The organism is Streptomyces sp. PU-14G (assembly GCF_041028275.1).
Lineage (GTDB): Bacteria > Actinomycetota > Actinomycetes > Streptomycetales > Streptomycetaceae > Streptomyces.
This window is the reverse complement of record NZ_JASKYT010000016.1, coordinates 22,265-42,108: the sequence shown is the minus strand read 5'-3', so window position 1 is coordinate 42,108 and position 19,844 is coordinate 22,265. Positions and strand designations below refer to the sequence as shown.

General features: G+C 71.6%; 16 protein-coding genes and 3 tRNA genes. 16 read left to right on the top strand and 3 right to left on the bottom strand.

Annotated features, from left to right (window positions below):
- Positions 1-337: 337 nt before the first annotated feature.
- Together AB8Z75_RS03825 and AB8Z75_RS03820 are read left to right on the top strand one after the other, a co-directional pair.
- On the top strand, positions 338-1,951 hold the full coding sequence (locus AB8Z75_RS03825; RefSeq protein WP_369199903.1) for an acyl-CoA carboxylase subunit beta: 1,614 nt from the start codon (positions 338-340) through the stop codon (positions 1,949-1,951).
- 68 nt (positions 1,952-2,019) lie between these two features.
- The gene (locus AB8Z75_RS03820) at positions 2,020-2,241 is read left to right on the top strand and encodes an acyl-CoA carboxylase epsilon subunit (RefSeq protein WP_369199908.1); all 222 of its coding nucleotides are present in this window, start codon (positions 2,020-2,022) and stop codon (positions 2,239-2,241) included.
- Positions 2,242-2,415: 174 nt separating this feature from the next.
- Here the strand turns inward: AB8Z75_RS03820 and AB8Z75_RS03815 are convergent, their stop codons facing one another.
- Entirely contained in the window at positions 2,416-2,616 is a 201-nt protein-coding gene (locus tag AB8Z75_RS03815; RefSeq protein WP_369199902.1) for a hypothetical protein, read from the bottom strand.
- A gap of 856 nt (positions 2,617-3,472) precedes the next feature.
- Here AB8Z75_RS03815 and AB8Z75_RS03810 point away from each other — a divergent pair.
- The 13 genes from AB8Z75_RS03810 (at position 3,473) to AB8Z75_RS03750 (ending at position 17,617) form a co-directional block, all read left to right on the top strand.
- On the top strand, positions 3,473-7,522 hold the full coding sequence (locus AB8Z75_RS03810; RefSeq protein WP_369199907.1) for a nitrate- and nitrite sensing domain-containing protein: 4,050 nt from the start codon (positions 3,473-3,475) through the stop codon (positions 7,520-7,522).
- A 9-nt stretch (positions 7,523-7,531) separates the two neighbouring features.
- Positions 7,532-7,945, top strand: a complete 414-nt coding sequence (locus tag AB8Z75_RS03805; RefSeq protein ID WP_181856416.1) for a roadblock/LC7 domain-containing protein — start codon at positions 7,532-7,534, stop codon at positions 7,943-7,945.
- A 67-nt stretch (positions 7,946-8,012) separates the two neighbouring features.
- Positions 8,013-8,426, top strand: coding sequence for a DUF742 domain-containing protein (locus AB8Z75_RS03800; RefSeq protein ID WP_114015943.1), 414 nt, complete (start codon positions 8,013-8,015; stop codon positions 8,424-8,426).
- 58 nt (positions 8,427-8,484) lie between these two features.
- A complete protein-coding gene (locus AB8Z75_RS03795) occupies positions 8,485-9,078 on the top strand; it encodes an ATP/GTP-binding protein (RefSeq protein ID WP_369199901.1) in 594 nt (197 codons plus the stop codon).
- A 494-nt stretch (positions 9,079-9,572) separates the two neighbouring features.
- Complete coding sequence (locus AB8Z75_RS03790; protein ID WP_369199900.1) at positions 9,573-12,740, top strand: nitrate- and nitrite sensing domain-containing protein; 3,168 nt, start codon at positions 9,573-9,575, stop codon at positions 12,738-12,740.
- Between the two features lie 10 nt (positions 12,741-12,750).
- On the top strand, positions 12,751-13,164 hold the full coding sequence (locus AB8Z75_RS03785) for a roadblock/LC7 domain-containing protein (RefSeq protein WP_037792627.1): 414 nt from the start codon (positions 12,751-12,753) through the stop codon (positions 13,162-13,164).
- Positions 13,165-13,259: 95 nt separating this feature from the next.
- Positions 13,260-14,108 (top strand): DUF742 domain-containing protein, encoded by an 849-nt coding sequence (locus tag AB8Z75_RS03780; RefSeq protein ID WP_369199899.1) that lies wholly within the window; start codon positions 13,260-13,262, stop codon positions 14,106-14,108.
- Positions 14,089-14,685 (top strand): ATP/GTP-binding protein, encoded by a 597-nt coding sequence (locus tag AB8Z75_RS03775; protein ID WP_242754739.1) that lies wholly within the window; start codon positions 14,089-14,091, stop codon positions 14,683-14,685. The genes AB8Z75_RS03780 and AB8Z75_RS03775 overlap by 20 nt, the downstream gene beginning before the upstream one ends.
- A 155-nt stretch (positions 14,686-14,840) precedes the next feature.
- Positions 14,841-15,626, top strand: a complete 786-nt coding sequence (locus tag AB8Z75_RS03770; protein ID WP_369199898.1) for a fumarylacetoacetate hydrolase family protein — start codon at positions 14,841-14,843, stop codon at positions 15,624-15,626.
- Positions 15,616-17,145, top strand: a complete 1,530-nt coding sequence (gene gltX / locus AB8Z75_RS03765; protein WP_369199897.1) for a glutamate--tRNA ligase — start codon at positions 15,616-15,618, stop codon at positions 17,143-17,145. Before AB8Z75_RS03770 ends, gltX begins: the two co-directional genes overlap by 11 nt.
- A 180-nt stretch (positions 17,146-17,325) precedes the next feature.
- Positions 17,326-17,397: transfer RNA gene (locus tag AB8Z75_RS03760), tRNA-Gln, on the top strand.
- A 39-nt stretch (positions 17,398-17,436) separates the two neighbouring features.
- Positions 17,437-17,509, top strand: a tRNA-Glu gene (locus AB8Z75_RS03755).
- 35 nt (positions 17,510-17,544) lie between these two features.
- Positions 17,545-17,617: transfer RNA gene (locus AB8Z75_RS03750), tRNA-Glu, on the top strand.
- A gap of 48 nt (positions 17,618-17,665) precedes the next feature.
- Here AB8Z75_RS03750 and AB8Z75_RS03745 read toward each other — a convergent pair.
- On the bottom strand, positions 17,666-18,319 hold the full coding sequence (locus AB8Z75_RS03745) for a MerR family transcriptional regulator (protein WP_369199896.1): 654 nt from the start codon (positions 18,317-18,319) through the stop codon (positions 17,666-17,668).
- A 96-nt stretch (positions 18,320-18,415) separates the two neighbouring features.
- Here AB8Z75_RS03745 and AB8Z75_RS03740 point away from each other — a divergent pair, with 96 nt between their 5' ends.
- Complete coding sequence (locus tag AB8Z75_RS03740) at positions 18,416-18,910, top strand: DUF4188 domain-containing protein (protein WP_369199895.1); 495 nt, start codon at positions 18,416-18,418, stop codon at positions 18,908-18,910.
- Positions 18,911-19,083: 173 nt separating this feature from the next.
- On the opposite strand, the gene ndgR is transcribed toward AB8Z75_RS03740, so the two are convergent.
- Positions 19,084-19,800, bottom strand: coding sequence for an IclR family transcriptional regulator NdgR (gene ndgR, locus AB8Z75_RS03735; RefSeq protein ID WP_369199894.1), 717 nt, complete (start codon positions 19,798-19,800; stop codon positions 19,084-19,086).
- Positions 19,801-19,844: the final 44 nt, after the last annotated feature.

Here is a 19,844-nt window from a genome sequence, read left to right as displayed (position 1 = left end):
CCGGGGAAGCACGGGGTGGCGCGGAAGCCCAGCACGACGGGGCGGGGGGCCAGGAGGCCCGGGAAGCCACGGCCTGACCTGCCGCTGACCGTCCGCCACGGAAGCTGACCGTCCGCCATGGAAGCTGACCGTCCGCCACGGAAGCGGAGGCACGCGGTCCCGTCACCGGTCCCGGTCGCTGTGGAGTCCCCACAGCAACTGGGACCGGTGATGTGAGGTTCCCCTGCTTGGCCCCGTGCCCCCTCCCGGGTTCTGTCCAGCGCTGCCATGAATCGGGCGCGGAGACTGTACGAATCTGACGACGGTGATGAGGCCCACGGTTTCGTAGGGTCTATACATGACCGATCTGTCCCAGCCGTCGCCACGGACCGAGGAGGCCGCGCCCGGCACCGCCCCGGCGCAGGACACGCGCGGGCGTGTCGCCGAGCTGCACGCGATCCGTGCCCAGGCGTTCCAGGGTCCCAGCGAGAAGGCGACCCAGGCCCAGCACGCCAAGGGCAAGCTGACCGCTCGCGAGCGCATCGACCTGCTGCTGGACGAGGGCACCTTCCGCGAGATCGAGCCGCTGCGCCGGCACCGGGCCACCGGCTTCGGGCTGGAGGAGAAGAAGCCGTACACCGACGGCGTGATCACCGGCTGGGGCACCGTCCACGGCCGCACGGTGTTCGTGTACGCACACGACTTCCGAATCTTCGGCGGCGCGCTGGGCGAGGCCCACGCCACCAAGATCCACAAGCTGATGGACAAGGCCATCGCGGCGGGCGCGCCGCTGGTCTCCCTCAACGACGGCGCGGGCGCCCGTATCCAGGAGGGCGTCGCGGCGCTCGCCGGATACGGCGGCATCTTCCAGCGCAACACCAAGGCCTCGGGCGTCATCCCGCAGATCAGCGTGATGCTCGGCCCGTGCGCGGGCGGCGCGGCCTACAGCCCGGCGCTGACCGACTTCGTCTTCATGGTCCGCGACACCTCGCAGATGTTCATCACCGGGCCCGACGTGGTCCAGGCGGTGACCGGCGCCCAGGTCTCGCAGGACGGGCTGGGCGGCGCGGACGTGCACGCGGCGACCTCCGGCGTGGCGCACTTCGCCTACGACGACGAGGAGACCTGCCTGGAGGAGGTCCGCTACCTCCTGTCCCTGCTGCCGCAGAACAACCGCGAGAACCCGCCGTCCGAGCCCACCGACGACCCGGCCGAGCGGCGCGGCGACGCGCTGCTGGACCTGGTGCCCGCCGACGGCAACCGCCCGTACGACATGCGCAAGGTCATCGAGGAGCTCGTCGACGACGGCGAGTTCCTGGAGGTGCACGAGCGGTGGGCGACCAACATCATCTGCGCGCTGGGGCGGATGGACGGCGAGGTCGTCGGCATCGTCGCCAACCAGCCGCAGTCGCTGGCCGGGGTGCTGGACATCGAGGCCAGCGAGAAGGCCGCCCGCTTCGTGCAGATGTGCGACGCCTTCAACATCCCGATCCTGACGCTGCTGGACGTGCCCGGCTTCCTCCCGGGCGTGGACCAGGAGCACGGCGGCATCATCCGGCACGGCGCCAAGCTGCTGTACGCGTACTGCAACGCGACCGTGCCCCGCATCTCCGTCGTCCTGCGCAAGGCCTACGGCGGTGCGTACATCGTCATGGACAGCCAGTCCGTGGGCGCCGACCTGACCTACGCCTGGCCGACCAACGAGATCGCGGTGATGGGCGCCGAGGGCGCCGCCAACGTGGTCTTCCGCCGCCAGATCGCCGCCGCCGACGACCCCGAGGCCATGCGGGCCCGCATGGTCAAGGAGTACAAGGCCGAGCTGATGCACCCCTACTACGCCGCCGAGCGCGGCCTGGTGGACGACGTCATCGACCCGGCCGAGACCCGCGAGGTGCTCATCAGGTCCCTCGCGATGCTCCGAAGCAAGCACGCCGACCTGCCGTCCCGCAAGCACGGCAACCCACCGCAGTAACACGGCAACCCACCGCAGTAAGGGGAGCGCAGATGAACGAGACCCCCAAGGAGTCCGCGAGTACCGGCCTGACGAGCGGCGCGGCCGACGACGTCGTGCGCGTGGAGAAGGGCCAGGCCAACGCGGAGGAGCTGGCAGCGGTCACCGCGCTGCTGCTGGCCCGTGCCGCCGCCACGACGCGGGCCGGGCAGACGCAGGCGCCCGCGCGCCGCGGGCGCCCGACGAAGGCGGGGTGGCGCCGTCTGGAGCGTCAGCACGGCTTCCGCGCGCCGCACAGCTGGCAGGGCTGAGGGTCCGGAGACAACGGGCACGGGCGCGCGGAGGACGGAGCGCCGGTGCGACGGGCGCGGGCGCGCGGACGACGGCGCGCCGGCCGCGGGCCTGAGAACGACCGAGGCGCGTGCGGGAACCCCGGGGACAGGGTTCCGGCACGCGCCTCGGTGTGTGCGGCGGGTGTGCTGTGATCAGCTCGCCGGCGCGTCCACCAGCGTGGTCCGGCGGGGGTTGGCGGTCCTGCTGGGGAGCGCGTCCTCCGCGTCCTGCGCTGCGCCCTGTGCGGCGTCGGCCTCCACCGCCTGGGCCGTCAGCTCGTCGGCGTCCTTGAGGTGCGCCAGGGTGGTGCGCCGCGGGTTGGCTATCTTCCCCATGGTCAGTGTGGACTTCACTGGATGCCCTTACCTCGCTCGGCTTGTCATTTCGATGTGAGTTGTCAACGCCGAGAGTAGGCCCGCTATTCCCCACCAGAACGTGACCTAGGCAACGCTCGCCATGTGAGTTTTCTCACGAGAGACTTACCAAAAGCGACATAAGGAATCGTCGACCCGGCGGTCCAATCGGGCAGAGCGGGCCAACGGGGCAATCCGCGCACAGTGTTGATCTTGCAGTCATGGTGGGCGGGTGGTGTGGAGCGGATGTTCGATCGGGAGAAGTCCGGCATTCCGCTTCACCCTTTCTACACACCGTGAGGCACCGGGTGCGAAGCGTTACTGATCGCCAGGGGTTATCCACAGCCCTTGTTGGAGATCCGGCACTGTGCTGGAATTCCACGGACCGCCGCAGGACGAAACATGACCGGCGCGCGTCGGACGCAGAAGCGGCGCCGCGCGACGGTGCTGAGGGGACGCGCCGGTCATCACGACCGCCATGGGGGCCTGGGACCCCCACGACTCGATACCGTCCCGCCGTCGCGACGGGGGGACGCCTGGTCCAGAGGTTGCGACGCTAGTGCAGGGACGTTTCAAGAGGGATGGCAGCGCTGAGGGAGCCCCGGAGGCGCGCGGCTCGGCCGACCGCGGGTCCCAGCCCCAGCGCGCCCAGGAGGGCGGGCCCCAAGGTCAGGGCGCGCCCTCCGGTCAGCAGGTGAGCGGCGAGAAGGGCGCCGCGGCGAAGGCCGGCAAGGCCGGGAAGCCCGGGAAGACGGGCAAGGCCGCGAAGAACGAGAGCGGCAAGAGCGCCGCCTCGGCCTCTTCTTCGGGTTCTTCGGCTTCTTCGGCTTCCCCTGCCCCCGACCCGGGCTCGCGCATGGCGCTGCGCAACTGGCACATCAGCACGCGCCTCGTCTCCCTGCTCGCCCTCCCCGTCATCGCGGCCACCACGCTCGGTGGCCTGCGCATCTCCGACTCGCTGCAGAACGTCGACCAGCTCGACAACATGAAGCGCCTCACCGAGATGACGGAGCAGGCGACCGAGCTCGCCGCCGCCCTCCAGGAGGAGCGCGACCGCTCGGCGGGCCCCCTGGTCAGCACGGGGAACCAGAAGGACGACGTCGTCGTCGGCGCCCGCGAGGACACCGACAAGGCCTTCCAGTCCTTCAAGGAAACCACCGGCGACATCGACGGCAGCGACAAGGTGATGGCGGGCGTCCAGTCCACCGTCCTGGACATCACCCGCCAGCTCACCGCGATCAACACGATCCGCGAGCGCGCCTACGAGAACCCGGAGTACGTCTCCCAGACGGTCAACTCCTACAACCAGCTCATCGAGTCCCTGCTCTCCCTCTCGCAGGACATGGCGCAGGCGACGAGCAACTCGGAGATGATCAACAGCACCCGCGCCCTGGCCGCGTTCTCCAGCGCCAAGGAGTACGCCTCCATCCAGCGGGCCATCATCTCCGCGGGCCTGGCCCACCAGCCCACCCCCAAGCTCTCCGAGAGCGACCGGCTGTTCGCCAGGACCGCCACCGACAGTGAGGGCGCCGAGCTCGACAGCTTCGGCCAGATCTACGGCGCGGGCGAGACCGACGAACTCCTCAAGCCGCTCGGCGGCAGCGACGTCAACGTCGTCATGGCGAACAAGTACCGCGACCGGATGCTGCACAGCCCCGACGCGATCAAGAAGCAGCGCCGCACCTACGTCGACTGGATGGACCAGGACGAGTCCAAGATCCAGGCGATGCGCAAGATCGAGCACACCCTGCTGGAGAAGATGGAGCAGCAGGCCCGCGAGCTGCGCTCCGAGGCGCAGCGCGAGGCGCTGATCAGCGGTGCGCTCATCCTGCTCGTGCTGGGCATCTCGCTGGTCGGCGCGTTCGTCGTCGCCCGCTCCATGGTCCGCTCGCTGCGCCGCCTCCAGGACACCGCGCAGGACGTCGCACGCAAGCGGCTGCCCGAGCTGGTCAAGCAGATGTCCGAGGCCGAGCCGCAGGACGTCGACACCTCCGTCGAGTCCGTCGGCGTGCACAGCCGGGACGAGATCGGCAAGGTGGCCTCGGCGTTCGACGACGTCCACCGCGAGGCCGTCCGCCTCGCCGGCGAGCAGGCGCTGCTGCGGGGGAACGTCAACGCGATGTTCACCAACCTCTCGCGCCGCAGCCAGGGTCTGATCCAGCGCCAGCTCTCGCTCATCTCCGAACTGGAGTCCCGCGAGGCCGACCCCGACCAGCTCTCCTCCCTCTTCAAGCTCGACCACCTTGCCACCCGCATGCGCCGCAACGGCGAGAACCTGCTGGTTCTCGCCGGTGAGGAGCCCGGCAGGCGCTGGACCCGCCCGGTCCCGCTGGTCGACGTGCTGCGTGCCGCCGCCTCCGAGGTGGAGCAGTACGAGCGCATCGAGCTCAACTCCGTTCCGGCGACCGAGGTCGCGGGCCGCGTCGTCAACGACCTCGTCCACCTGCTCGCCGAGCTGCTGGAGAACGCCACCTCGTTCTCCTCGCCGCAGACCAAGGTCAAGGTCACCGGGCACGCGCTGCCCGACGGCCGGGTCCTCATCGAGATCCACGACACCGGTATCGGGCTGTCCCCCGAGGACCTGTCCGCGATCAACGAGCGGCTGGCCAACCCGCCGACGGTGGACGTGTCCGTCTCCCGCCGCATGGGCCTGTTCGTGGTCGGCCGCCTCTCCCTGCGGCACGGCATCCGCATTCAGCTGCGCCCCTCCGACTCCGGCGGCACGACGGCGCTGGTCATGCTCCCCGTCGACGTCGCCCAGGGCGCCAAGGGCCGCCCCGGCGCGCCCGGCGGCCAAAGCGGTCCGCCGCCCGCGCAGCAGCGCGGCGGCAGCAAGGGCGGCAACCTCGCTGCCGCCCTCCAGCGCGGCCCGCAGGGCAACGCGCCCGGGGCGCCGTCCGCGGGCGCCGGCGCAGGCCCCGGTGCGGGTGCCGGCTCCGTGGGCCCCGGTGCTTCGCGGCTGGGTGCTCTGCCCACGCGCGGCGGCCAGAACGGAGGCGGGTCGCGTCCGGCACTGCCGGGAGGCGGTGGCGCGCAGGGTGCCTCGAGCGGCAGCGCCGTGAACTTCTTCGGAGCCCCGCCGAGCCCGGCCCGCCCGGGCGACGCCCCCGCGGGCCCGAGCGGCTCCGGCAGCGGGGCCCAACCGCCGCTGCCCACCCGCGGTGGCCCCGCCGCGCAGCTCCCCGGCGGTACGGAGGACAGCGGCCGGCCCGCGCAGCAGGACGGCACGGGCCAGTTCGCGCTGCCACAGCGGTCGACCGGCCCCGGGGACACCGGCGGGTTCCCGCAGCCGGGCTCTCCCTCGGAGGGTCCTGGCAGCACGAGTGAGATCCCGCGGATCGCGCCGGACGGCCCTCTCGGCACGGGCCAGTTCCCGCAGCCGGGCGGCCCCGCGCAGGCGCCGGACGAGGGCGGCCCTGACAGCACGAGCCAGTTCCCGCGCATCACCGCGGACGACGCAGGCCGGACGGGCCAGTTCCCGCAGCCGGGCTCTCCCTCGGAGGGTCCCGGCAGCACGAGTGAGATCCCGCGGATCGCGCCGGACGGTCCTCTCGACACCGGCCAGTTCGCCCAGCCGGGCGGCGCCCAGCCGGGCGGCGCCCAGCCGGGCGGCCCCGAGTCGACAGGCGGGTTCCCGCAGCCGGGCGCGTCCCAGGGGACGGGCCAGTTCGCGCTGCCGCAGGGGCCGGCCGGTCCCGGGGACACCGGCGGGTTCCCGCAGCCGGGTTCTCCCTCGGAGGGTCCCGGCAGCACGAGCGAGTTTCCGCGGATCGCGCCGGACGGTCCCCTCGGCACCGGCCAGTTCGCCCAGCCGGGCGGCCCCCAGCCGGGCGGCCCCCACTCCACGGGCCAGTTCCCGCAGCAGTCCGGCCCCACGGACACCGGTCAGTTCGCGCAGCAGTCGGGCCCCACGGACACCGGTCAGTTCGCGCAGCAGTCGGGCCCCACGGACACGGGCCAGTTCCCGCAGCAGTCGGGCCCCACGGACACCGGTCAGTTCGCGCTGCCGGGGCAGCCGGGTGGTCCGGCGGACACGGGCGAGTACCCGCAGGCGTCTTCCCCCGCGGACACCGGCGAGTACGCCCGTCCTGGCGGGCCCGACGGACCGGCTCACACGGGCCAGTTCGCCCGCCCGCAGGCGGCGGACAATGCGGACGCGTCGCAGAACCGCCCGAGCTGGGCGAGGCCCGAGCAGGGGCCGCAGGACGCCGACACCCCGCGTGGCCACGACGAGCCCGAGGGCACCGGCGAGCACGCGCGCCCGCAGCAGCCCGGTACCGGCTTCCCCGACGGCATACCCTCGGGGCCCCCGGCCCCGCAGGACGCGCCGACTCCGATCTTCGCCTCCATGGAGTCCAACTGGTTCCGTGGCGGGGGCGAGCCCGCCCCGCAGGCACCGCCGCACGAGGGCCGTCCAGGCTCGGCCGACGACGGCAGCGGCATGCAGGGCAACGGGCAGCAGCCTGCTCCCGTGTCCGCTCCCCGCCCGGGGCAGCCCGCCGCGGCGGTGCCGCCGCTGCCGCAGCGCCGTCCCACCCCGGGCGCTCCCGCCGGGAGCGACGGGGCGGTCGCGGAGGGCGACCAGGCCGTCCCCCATGGCGCGGCGCCCGACGCCGGCCACTGGGGCGCCTCACCCAACGACGAACGCTGGCGGCGTGCCGAGCAGCTGCGTGAGCCCGCCGCCGGCGGTGTCACGACCTCGGGTCTGCCGCGCCGCGTGCCCCGCGCCAATCTGGTGGCGGGCACCGCACAGCAGCAGTCCGCCGCACAGTCCGGTCCACAGGTCTCCCGCGCGCCCAACGACGTGCGTGGTCGGCTGACCAATCTCCGCCGTGGCGTCCAGCAGGGCCGACAGGCCGGTACGGACACCCACGGCGCAGGCCCCACCTATCAGCAGGAGCGTTAGTTGAGTCCGATGAGCCAGGCTGCGCAGAATCTGAACTGGTTGATCACCAACTTCGTGGAGAACACCCCCGGGGTGTCGCACACGGTGGTGGTCTCCGCCGACGGCCTGCTTCTGGCCATGTCGGAAGGGTTCCCCCGGGACCGTGCCGACCAGCTGGCGGCGGTCGCCTCGGGGCTGTCCTCGCTGACGTCAGGCGCGTCGCGGATCTTCGAGGGCGGTGTCGTCAATCAGACCGTGGTGGAGATGGAGAGGGGATTCCTCTTCATCATGGCCATCTCCGACGGTTCCTCACTCGCCGTTCTCGCCCACCCGGAAGCGGACATCGGCCTTGTCGGCTACGAGATGGCGCTGTTGGTGGACCGTGCCGGAAGCGTACTCACTCCGGACGTACGCGCGGAACTCCAGGGAAGCATTCTCAACTGATCGTCACGCTCCCCCCACCTGAGCACCACAGTCCGTTCGCCGACCCCATGCCTCGCTCGGAGGAGCCATGACCCCGCCGCCCGCCTCGCACGATCCGTACGGCGCGTACAACGCCCATGCGCCGTACGGTGGTGAGGGCGACCAGCCGCTGGTGCGTCCCTACGCCATGACGGGCGGGCGCACCCGGCCGCGCTACCAGCTCGCCATAGAGGCCCTGGTGAGCAGCAACGCGGACCCGATGCAGCTGCAGGGGCTGCTCCCGGAGCACCAGCGGATCTGCCACCTGTGCCGTGAGGTCAAGTCGGTCGCGGAGGTCTCCGCGCTGCTGGCCATCCCGCTGGGGGTGGCCCGGATTCTCGTCGCCGACCTGGCCGAGGCCGGCATGGTGGCCATCCACCAGCCGGGCAGTGCCTCGGACCCGGGCGGTACCCCCGATGTGACGCTGCTGGAAAGGGTGCTCAGTGGACTTCGCAAGCTCTAGCCCGCACAGGGACCCGGCCGGGCGGCAGCCGGCTCCGCCGGTGGGTCCGATGGGCTCCATGGGCCAGCACGGCCAGCAGGGTTTCGGGGTGCCCGCGCCCGCCCGTTCGACGACCTCCGCGAAGATCGTGGTGGCGGGCGGTTTCGGTGTGGGCAAGACGACCTTCGTCGGGGCGGTCTCGGAGATCAACCCGCTGCGCACCGAGGCCGTGATGACCTCCGCCTCGGCCGGCATCGACGACCTGACCCACACCGGTGGCAAGACGACCACGACGGTGGCCATGGACTTCGGCCGCATCACGCTCGACGACGACCTGATCCTGTATCTGTTCGGTACGCCGGGTCAGGACCGGTTCTGGTTCATGTGGGACGACCTGGTGCGCGGTGCCATCGGCGCCGTGGTGCTGGTGGACACCCGCCGGCTGGCGGACTGCTTCCCCGCGGTGGACTACTTCGAGAACAGCGGGCTGCCGTTCGTCATCGCCCTCAACGGGTTCGACGGGCACCAGCCCTACTCGCCCGAAGAGGTCCGCGAGGCTCTGCAGATCGGCCCCGACGCCCCGATCATCACCACGGACGCCCGCCACCGCGCCGACGCCAAGAGCGCCCTGATCACGCTGGTGGAACACGCGCTGCTCGCCCGCCTCAAGTAGCGCCGTACCTCTGACGCCCCGGGCACGCGGCGAGCTGTGTTTTTCGCCATGTCCGGCGGCCGTCACGGCTTCACGTTCATAACGTTTCGAAAGAGAAACGCGCCCGGGTGAACACGCCGGGCGCGCGGAACGTTTCGCTCTGCGTACGGTTCCCGGGCCATTTGGCGTCGCACGGCCCCAATGCCCGTTTTTCCGTCGCCGGCTCCCCGCGGCTTCCTTCGCCTTCCGTAGCCCTCCGTAACCCGTCAGGTGTTTGGACGGGGCGGCTTTGACGTGCTGGAATTCCCTGAACTCAGCAGTAGCGCAGGCGCAGTACGTCCGAAGGCGTCGCGCACCGAGAGGTGAGAAGTCGAGTGAGGCGAACGACCAGGGGTACGCCGGGCCCGGCGCCGGAGCGCTCCGATGGGGGCGGCTCCGCGGAGTCGCGAGGCAACTTCACCCCACCGCCGCGTCCCGCCGCGCCCCGCGGGCCACAGGGTTCCGCGCCCCGTCCGGTGCCGGCCACCGGTGGTGGCAGCCGGTGGTCGGCGCGCAACTGGCGCGTGGCCACCCGGCTGAACGCGATCCTGCTCATACCCGTGCTCGTCGCCCTCGTTTTCGGCGGCTTCAAGGTCGAGTCCGACATCGCCGCGTGGCAGGACGCCAAGGAGGCCCAGCGTACGGCCGAACTCGTCGAGGCGGCAGCCGATTACGGCAACGCCCTCATCGACGAGCGGGACAGGACCGCAGAGCCGCTGCTGAAGGGGGAGCGGGACGCCGCCGGGGTCAAGAAGGCCAGGGACGCCACGGACGCGGCTGCCAAGAGGTTCAAGCGTGCCGCCTCCCACCTGCCGGACAACCCCGGCCTCAAGCGCCGGCTCGCCGCGTTCGAGAAGGTCGAGCCGAAGCTCCCCGCCCTGCGCACCGCCGCGTTCTCCGGGGAGCTGAGCGGTGTGCAGACGGAGGAGGGCTACGTCGACGTCCAGCACCCGCTGATGGAGTTCTCCAACGAGCTGGGTCTGGGCACCGGCAACGTCACCTCCTACGGCCGCACCGTCTACGCCATCTCGCTGGCCAAGGCCGCCGAGTCCCTCCAGCGCTCGCTGGGCACCCACCTGCTGGTCAAGCCGGGGCCGTCAGCCAAGGACAAGGAGGCGCAGCTCACCGCGCTGGCCTCGTACCACTACCTGGAGCGCATCGCCCTGGGTGAGTACACCTCCGGCGGCCGTCCCGAGGACGTGGATCTGCTCAAGGAGCAGGTCGCCAAGGCGAAGAAGGCAGGCGCCAAGCGGATACAGGCGGCCCGCGAGAAGGCGACCGCGAGTGGGCAGAAGTTCGTGGCTCCGCCCTCCATGGACGCGATGGTCAAGGCCATCGGCTCCGGTGCGTCCGCCCGTGAGCTGCGCGCCAAGGGCATCACCACCGACAGCTGGTTCGCGACCTCCACCGCCACGTTCGACGCCTACCGTGCGGTGGAGACGAAGCTGACCAGCGACGCGGTCGCGGAGACGGAGAGCATCGCCTCCGACGCCCGCCGTGACGCGATCATCAACTCCGTGATCGTGCTGGTGGCGCTGCTGCTCGCGTTCGTCGTGGCCGGCCGGATGGCTCGCTCCATGAGCCAGAACATGCGGGCGCTGCGGGCGGCGGCCTTCGACGTCGCCCAGCAGCGGCTGCCGATGCTCGTCGACCAGCTCTCCCGTACCGATCCGGGCCGGGTGGACACGCGGGTGGCGCCCATCCCGCTCACCAGCAGGGACGAGATCGGCGAGGTCGCCCGCGCGTTCGACCAGGTGCACCGCGAGGCGGTGCGGCTCGCGGCCGAACAGGCGATGCTGCGCGGCAACGTCAACGCGATCTTCACGAACCTCTCGCGGCGCAACCAGGGCCTCATCGAGCGCCAGCTGGGCCTGGTCACGGAGATGGAGAACAGCGAGGCCGACCCGGACCAGCTGGAGAAGCTCTTCCGGATGGACCACCTCGCCACCCGTATGCGCCGCAACGGCGAGAACCTGCTGGTGCTGGCGGGTGAGGAGCCGGGCCGCCGCTGGACGGAGCCGGTGCCGCTGGTCGACATCCTGCGCGCGGCCTCCTCCGAGGTCGAGCACTACGAGCGCATCGAGATCACCGGCATCCCGGAGACGGACATCCACGGGCAGGTCGTCAACGACCTGGTGCACCTGCTGGCCGAGCTGCTGGAGAACGCCGCCTCATTCTCGTCGCCGCAGTCCAAGGTGCGGGTGACCGCGACGCGGCTGCCGGACGGCCGGATGATGGTCGAGATCCACGACAAGGGCATCGGGCTGACCGCCGAGGACTTCGCGGACATCAACCACAAGCTCGCCAACCCGCCCACGGTGGACGCCGCCGTCTCCCAGCGCATGGGCCTGTTCGTGGTCGGCCGGCTCGCCGACCGGCACGGTATCCGCGTCCAGCTGCGCCCCTCGGGCGAGCAGGCGGGCACCACCTCGCTGGTGATGCTGCCCGACGTGATCACCCACGGTGGGGGAGGGGAGCAGGGTCCGGAGGAGGACTTCACCGTCTCCCGGATCGTCCCCGAGCACCAGCACGAGGCCCCGCGGCCGGTGCACGACGACTCCCGCTCGGCCGCGGAACTGGGTTTCGACGACTCGCGCTACGGCGCCTCGGCCCCGTCCTCGCCGCGGGGCCCGGCGGACCGTCAGCGGTTCCCCGAGGAGGGCCGCGGCACGCCGGAGCCCCAGCGGCAACCGCACTTCCCCGAGCAGCAGGGCCCGTTCACCGGTCAGGAGGGCGTGTACGGGGCCACGGGCCGCGGCGGGCAGGTCCACGACGCGCAGCCCCACACCTCGCAGACGCCCGACCCGTTCGGGCAGCCCGGCGGCGGTGACGCCCAGAGCGGCGGATACCCGCAGGGCTACGAGCCCTCGGGTGAGATCGCCGCGCAGCAGTACACGGACGCCGGGCAGGGCCGGCAGTTCGACCAGCGGTACGAACAGGCCTACGACCAGTCGCGCGACCCCTACGGCCGCCCGCACGGCCAGCCCTACCCGACCGGCTACCCGCAGCCCTTCGACGGGTCGGGCGCGGGGCTCCCCGGCGCCCCGGAGCAGCAGACCGCCCTGCCCCAACTCACCCCGTACGAAAGCCAGTACGGCTCGCCGCAACAGGAAGCGGAATCCTCCGTCGGCATGGCAGAGGGGGATGCCGAGCGCGTAGGCTTCGACCATCAGGGTCCCCTCCCGAGCAGCTATCGCACCACCACCGACGCGGGCCTCCCGCGTCGTGAGCCGGGGCGAGCGCCGCAGGAAGGGGACGCGGGAGCGGGCGGCCCGGCCCCGGCGCCAGGTGCCCAGGCACCGTCCGCGGAGCCCGCGCGGCAGCCCGCACCGGACGAAACCGGAATGCCCCGGCGGAACGAGAACGACGAACGCTGGGACAGGGCGGGCCAGTTGCGCGACCCGCAGGCCGGTGGGATCACCACCTCCGGACTGCCGCGGCGGGTGCCCAGGGCCAACCTGGTCGCGGGCGCCGCGGAGGAGAACCAGCGGGGCGGCCCCTTGGTCTCCCGCGCGCCCGAGGACGTGCGGGGCAGGCTGAGTAATCTGCACCGCGGCATCCGCCAGGGACGCACCGCGGGCGACCCCGACCAGACCGACCGACAGGGCTTCGGCCCCGGCAGCACCTACGATCAGGAGCGTTAGTGTGAGCCCGATGAGCCAGGCGGCGCAGAACCTGAACTGGTTGATCACCAATTTCGTGGAGAACACCCCCGGGGTGTCGCACACGGTGGTGGTCTCCGCCGACGGACTTCTGCTCGCGATGTCCGAGGGCTTCCCCCGCGACCGCGCCGACCAACTGGCGGCGGTCGCCTCGGGACTGACCTCGCTGACGTCCGGTGCCTCCCGCATCTTCGAGGGCGGCGTGGTCAACCAGACCGTGGTGGAGATGGAGCGCGGCTTCCTCTTCATCATGGCCATCTCCGACGGTTCCTCGCTCGCCGTCCTCGCCCATCCCGAGGCCGACATCGGCCTGGTCGGGTACGAGATGGCCCTGCTGGTCGACCGCGCGGGAGGCGTCCTGACCCCGGATCTGCGGGCGGAACTGCAGGGCAGTCTTCTCAACTAGGGCACAACTGACCCGCGGCCGTGCGCATCGCGTCCGGGCGCCATAAGGTGCCGTGAGCGCAGACGGCCGTATGTCCGTGAGTCGGAGGAGGAAACGTGGCAACGCCCCCAGGAGGTCCGTCGTCGTACGGCAGTGGTCGAGCCGACCAGCCGCAGGACGTCCAGTCGGCCGCGGCCCCGGGCGGGGACGCGCCCTTCCTGAACCGTTTCAACTTCCCCTCGGCGCCCAGTGAGCACGTCCAGCGGCCCACCGGACCTGCCGGCGGGCAGCCGCACGCGCCGCACCAGGGCCGGCAGCCGCAGCACGGGCAGCCGCACCAGAACCAACAGCCGCAGCACGGGCAGCCGCAGCACGGTCGGCCCCCGCACCCCGCGCAGCCCCAGTACGGGCAGCAGCCGCCCCCTCAGGCGCAGCCGCCCCACCAGCCGCAGCCGGACCAGGGGGCGCAGCCCCCGCAGCAGCCGCAGCACCCGTCGCCGCACCAGGCACCGCAGCCTCAGCAGCGGCGACCCCAGCAGTCCCGTATCCAGCCGGTGCAGCCCACGCACGGTGAGATGTCCGCCGCCAACGAGCGAGGCGCCGAGCACTCCCCGCCGCCGCAGCAGCCGCTGGTGCGCCCCTACGCCATGACGGGTGGCCGGACCCGTCCCCGCTACCAGCTCGCCATCGAGGCGCTGGTGCACACCACGGCGGACCCCGCCCAGCTCCAGGGACAGCTCCCGGAGCACCAGCGGATCTGCCGCCTGTGCTACGAGATCAAGTCGGTCGCCGAGATCTCCGCACTCCTGACCATCCCGCTCGGCGTCGCCCGGATTCTCGTCGCCGACCTGGCCGAAGCCGGGCTCGTGGCCATCCACCAGCCCGGTGGCGACGAGACCACCGCCGACGGCCAGCCAGACGTGACACTGCTCGAAAGGGTGCTCAGTGGACTTCGGAAGCTCTAGCGCCGGGCCCGTCGGGGATACGACAGCCCGTTCGACGACCTCCGCGAAGATCGTGGTGGCCGGCGGTTTCGGCGTGGGCAAGACGACCTTCGTCGGGGCGGTCTCGGAGATCAACCCGCTGCGCACCGAGGCCGTGATGACCTCCGCCTCGGCCGGCATCGACGACCTCACGCACACGGCCGACAAGACCACCACGACGGTGGCCATGGACTTCGGCCGCATCACGCTCGACCAGGACCTGATCCTGTACCTGTTCGGTACGCCGGGTCAGGACCGGTTCTGGTTCATGTGGGACGACCTGGTGCGCGGTGCCATCGGCGCCGTGGTGCTGGTGGACACCCGCCGGCTGGCGGACTGCTTCCCCGCGGTGGACTACTTCGAGAACAGCGGGCTGCCGTTCGTCATCGCCCTCAACGGGTTCGACGGGCACCAGCCCTACTCACCCGAAGAGGTCCGCGAGGCTCTGCAGATCGGTCCCGACGCCCCGATCATCACCACGGACGCCCGCCACCGCGCCGACGCCAAGAGCGCCCTGATCACACTGGTGGAACACGCGCTGATGGCGCGGCTGCGCTGAGGAGCGCACAGCCGAGCCCGTCCAAGGGCACCTCAAGAAGGCAGTCCCGGGGAGCGTAGGAGCGGGGCATGGGCCGAAAACACCCGGCCCCGCCCCGCGCGGCCGGTGGAATACGCTGGGGTCCCAGCCATTGACACCGGTATCAAAGGACCCCCGTGCGCATCGCAAGATTCTCCCTGGACGGAACCGTGGGTTTCGGCGTCGTGGAGGGCGAGCCCTCGTCCCCCGAGGGCCCCGTGCTCGACATCATCAAGGGCCACCCCTTCGCGGAGTTCGAGCGCACGGGCCACAAGCTCCCCCTGAACAAGGTCAGGCTGCTCCCGCCGACCCTGCCCAACAAGGTCGTGGCGATCGGGCGGAACTACGCCGAGCACGCCAAGGAGATGGGCAACGAGGTCGACGAGACGCCGGTCACCTTCTTCAAGCCGTCGACCTCCGTCATCGGCCCCGGCGACCCCATCGCCTACCCCTCCTTCTCCTCCGAGCTGCACCACGAGGCGGAGCTCGCCGTGGTCATCGGCCGCATGTGCAAGGACGTGCCCCGCGCACGCGCACGGGACGTCGTCCTGGGCTACACCTGCGCCAACGACGTCACCGCGCGTGACATCCAGCGCACGGAGAAGCAGTGGGCCCGCGCCAAGGGTTTCGACAGCTCCTGCCCCCTCGGCCCGTGGACGGAGACCGATCTGGACCCGGCCGACGTCGGCATCATGTGCACGGTCAACGGCGAACAGCGCCAGCTCGGCCGTACCAGCGAGATGGTCAGGCCCATCGAGGACCTGATCGTGCACATCACGGAGGCGATGACCCTCCTGCCCGGCGACGTCATCCTCACCGGCACCCCGGCGGGCGTCGGCCCCCTCAACGTCGGCGACGAGGTCGCCGTCACCATCGAAGGAATCGGCACTCTCACCAACAAGGTGATCAAGCGTGACTACTGAGTTCTCCGGGAGGGAAGGGACCGCGGGCACGGACGTCCGCGTGCGTTTCTGTCCCTCCCCGACCGGCAACCCCCACGTGGGCCTGGTCCGTACCGCCCTGTTCAACTGGGCGTACGCCCGGCACACCGGCGGCACCCTGGTCTTCCGCATCGAGGACACCGACGCGGCCCGCGACTCGGAGGAGTCCTACGAGCAGCTGCTGGACGCGATGCGCTGGCTGGGCCTCGACTGGGACGAGGGCCCCGAGGTGTCCGAGGGGGACTTCGTCGCCGGAGGCGGCCCGCACGCCCCCTACCGCCAGTCCCAGCGGATGGACATCTACGCGGACGTCGCGCGCAAGCTCCTGGACGGCGGCTACGCCTACCCCTGCTACTGCACGGCCGAGGAGCTGGAGCAGCGCCGCGAGCAGGCCCGCAAGGAGGGCCGCCCCTCCGGCTACGACGGCGCGTGCCGCGACCTGTCCGGCGAGCGGATCGCCGCGTACGAGGCCGAGGGCCGCAGCCACGTCGTCCGCTTCCGGATGCCGGACGAGCCGATCACCTTCACCGACGGGGTGCGCGGCGAGATCACCTTCCAGCCGGAGAACGTGACCGACTACGGCATCCTGCGTGCCAACGGCGCCCCTCTCTACACGCTGGTCAACCCGGTCGACGACGCGCTGATGGACATCACGCACGTCTTCCGCGGCGAGGACCTGCTCTCCTCCACCCCGCGCCAGATCGCCCTCTACCAGGCGCTGATCGAGCTCGGCGTCGCCAAGCGCGTCCCGGAGTTCGCACACCTGCCCTACGTCATGGGCGAGGGCAACAAGAAGCTCTCCAAGCGCGACCCGCAGTCCGCCCTCAACCTCTACCGCGAGCGCGGCTTCCTCCCGGAAGGGCTGCTCAACTACCTCTCCCTGCTGGGCTGGTCGATCTCCGAGGACCGGGACATCTTCTCGATGGACGAGATGGTCGCCGCCTTCGACATCCACGACGTGAACGGCAACCCGGCCCGTTTCGACCTCAAGAAGTGCGAGGCGATCAACGCCACGCACCTGCGGGACATGCCACTGGGCGCCTTCGTCGCGGCCTGCGAGCCGTGGCTGAAGGCCCCCTACGCCCCCTGGCCGGCGCAGAACTTCTCCCAGCAGGCGTTCGAGGAGCTGGCCCCGCTGGCCCAGACCCGGCTCACGGTGCTCTCCGACATCACCGACAACGTCGACTTCCTCTTCCTCGACCAGCCGGTGGAGGACGAGAAGTCCTGGCAGAAGGCCATGAAGGAGGGCTCGGCCGACCTGCTGCGCACGGCGCGCGGCAAGCTGGACGTCGCCGACTGGACGTCCGCCGACGCGCTCAAGGAGGCCGTACTGGCCGCCGGTGAGGAACACGGCCTCAAGCTGGGCAAGGCCCAGGCCCCCGTCCGCGTGGCTGTCACAGGCCGCACCGTGGGCCTGCCCCTGTTCGAGTCCCTCCAGGTGCTGGGCAAGGACCGCACCCTGGAGCGCGTCGACGCGGCCCTGGCGAAGCTGGACTCGTAGGCCTCGGACGGAAGACGGTGCTCCGTGGCGGGCCCGGCGGAACTCGTTTTGGAGCACCGTCTTCCATCGGGTAATGTTCTTCCTGTCGCCGAACGGGGCAGGCCGAAAAGGCCGGAACCGGAGGCGGCCACCCAGACAAGATCCCCGCAGCTGGTTGCGGCTCAGGGGGTTGCGTTTCGGTGGGCTATGGTGTAATTGGCAGCACGACTGATTCTGGTTCAGTTAGTCTAGGTTCGAGTCCTGGTAGCCCAGCAAGATCCGCGCGAAGGTCACCTTTTCCGCGAGATCGAGGCCCCCGTTGTGTAGCGGCCTAGCACGCCGCCCTCTCAAGGCGGTAGCGCCGGTTCGAATCCGGTCGGGGGTACGGATTCCGTCCGACAGGCCGGGATCGCAGGTAGGGCCCCCGTTGTGTAGCGGCCTAGCACGCCGCCCTCTCAAGGCGGTAGCGCCGGTTCGAATCCGGTCGGGGGTACTCGATCGCGAAGGCCCCGCACCGACAGGTGCGGGGCCTTCGGCGTTCTCACCGGTCTTCCGGCCGCCCGGTGCGCCGGGCCGACTCCTCGGCCTGCGCCAGCCGCCGCAGGGCGAGCAGTACGGGCTCGTGCAGCACCGTCAGCGCCACACTCGCCTCCACCTGCTCCTCCTCGCTCGTGAAGTGCTCCAGCATGTCCAGATCCGCCTCGGCGGCGCGCTCCGCGACCCGGGCGTAGGGCAGCAGTCCTTCCGCGTCGTGCGGGTAGCCGAGACCGGCCAGCGCCGCGACGGTGCGCACCAGGGCCTGCCCGGGCGGGGAGTCGAGGTGCCCCATGGGCCAGCCGAGCCGCTGAAGCAGCGCTGCGACCTGCGTACGGGCGGCTGCCGTCTCCTCGGCCGTCGCCTCGCGGGTGCGGGCGGGCGCGGGCTGCGGGATGGCCCATACCGCGGCGCCCAGCCTGTCGTGCCGGGTGAGGCCCTCGTCGTCCACGGCGGCGAGCACCTCGCGGGCCGTGGCCACCGGGACGCCGCCCACCTGGATGAGCGCGCGGACCAGCCGCAGCCGGCGCAGCTGCGTCTCGTCGTACTCGGCCTGGGTGGCGCTGAGCCGTCGGCCTGGCGGAAGGAGGCCCTCACGCAGATAGAACTTGATCGTCGCGGTCGACACACCGCTGCGGGCGCTGAGTTCGGCCAGCCGCATCGTCTCTCCTTTCCCCTGGCGCTCACGTCTGGATAGTGGCACTATCCAAGCATGGGTAGTGCCACTATCCAAAGTGTCGGCCCAGGGAGGGGTCTCATGAGTGATGCCGTGCTGCGGGGGCGGATGACGGCCGAGGCGGAGGGGGACGTGGTGGTCTTCCTCATCGGCATGCGGATCAACCGCTTCCGGGCGGTCCGCGCGTGGCTGCCGGTGTTCCGGGCCATGCCGCGCATGCTGCGGGAACTGGCGGCCGAACCGGCCCACGGGCTGCTCGCCCACAGGGTCCTCCTCAGCGGGCCGCGCGAGTTCGCCGTGCTCCAGTACTGGGAGTCCACCGACACACTGCTGTCCTACGCGTCGGCCGGGGAGAGGGAACACCGGCCGGCGTGGGCCGCCTTCAACCGCCGGGCCCGGGCGGCCGACGGCGCGGTCGGCATCTGGCACGAGACGTACGTGGTGCCTGCGGGTCTCCGCGAAGCCGTCTACGTCGACATGCCGCGCTACGGACTGGCAGCGGCGCACGAAGCGGTGCCCGTCGGGAGTGGCCGCGACCGGGCCGCCCAGCGGCTGGGGGCCGGAGCGGAAGCGTGAGACACGGCGCCACCGGGCGGTCCGCGGCGTGCTGCGGCCGGACCGTCCGGTGACGTCGGCGGAGTGTGCGGTGCCCCACACGCACCGGACCGCATCCGTCGGTTTCGACAGCCGGCGGATGCGGTCCGGTGCGCGTGGGGGCGGTCGGCGGTGCGGCCGGCCTGCAAGGGGCGTCAGTTCGGGCGGCGCAGGGACTCGCTGAGGCGGGCCGCCGCGTCCACGATGGCCTGGGCGTGCATGCGGCCCGGGTGGCGGGTCAGGCGCTCGATCGGGCCCGAGACGGAGACGGCGGCCACGACGCGGTGGGAGGGGCCGCGTACGGGCGCGGAGACGGAGGCGACGCCCGGTTCGCGTTCGCCGATCGACTGGGCCCAGCCCCGGCGCCGCACGCCGGACAGCGCGGTGGCGGTGAACCGGGCGCCCTGCAGCCCGCGGTGCAGCCGCTCGGGCTCCTCCCAGGCCATCAGGATCTGCGCGGCCGAACCCGCCTTCATCGGCAGTGTGGAGCCGACGGGCACGGTGTCGCGCAGCCCCGAGAGGCGTTCGGCGGCGGCGACGCAGATGCGCATGTCGCCCTGGCGCCGGTAGAGCTGGGCGCTCTCGCCGGTCACGTCCCGTAGGTGGGTCAGTACGGGGCTCGCCGAGGCGAGCAGCCGGTCCTCACCCGCCGCCGCGGCCAGTTCGCCCAGCCGCGGGCCGAGTATGAAGCGGCCCTGCATGTCGCGGGCCACCATGCGGTGGTGTTCGAGGGCCACCGCCAGCCGGTGCGCCGTGGGGCGCGCGAGCCCGGTCGCGGAGACCAGCCCGGCGAGGGTGGCCGGACCGGACTCCAGAGCGCTCAGTACCAGAGCCGCCTTGTCGAGAACGCCGACGCCGCTAGAGTTGTCCATGCGTCGATACTCGCGTCTCAAAGTGTGAAACGCAAGTTCAATTT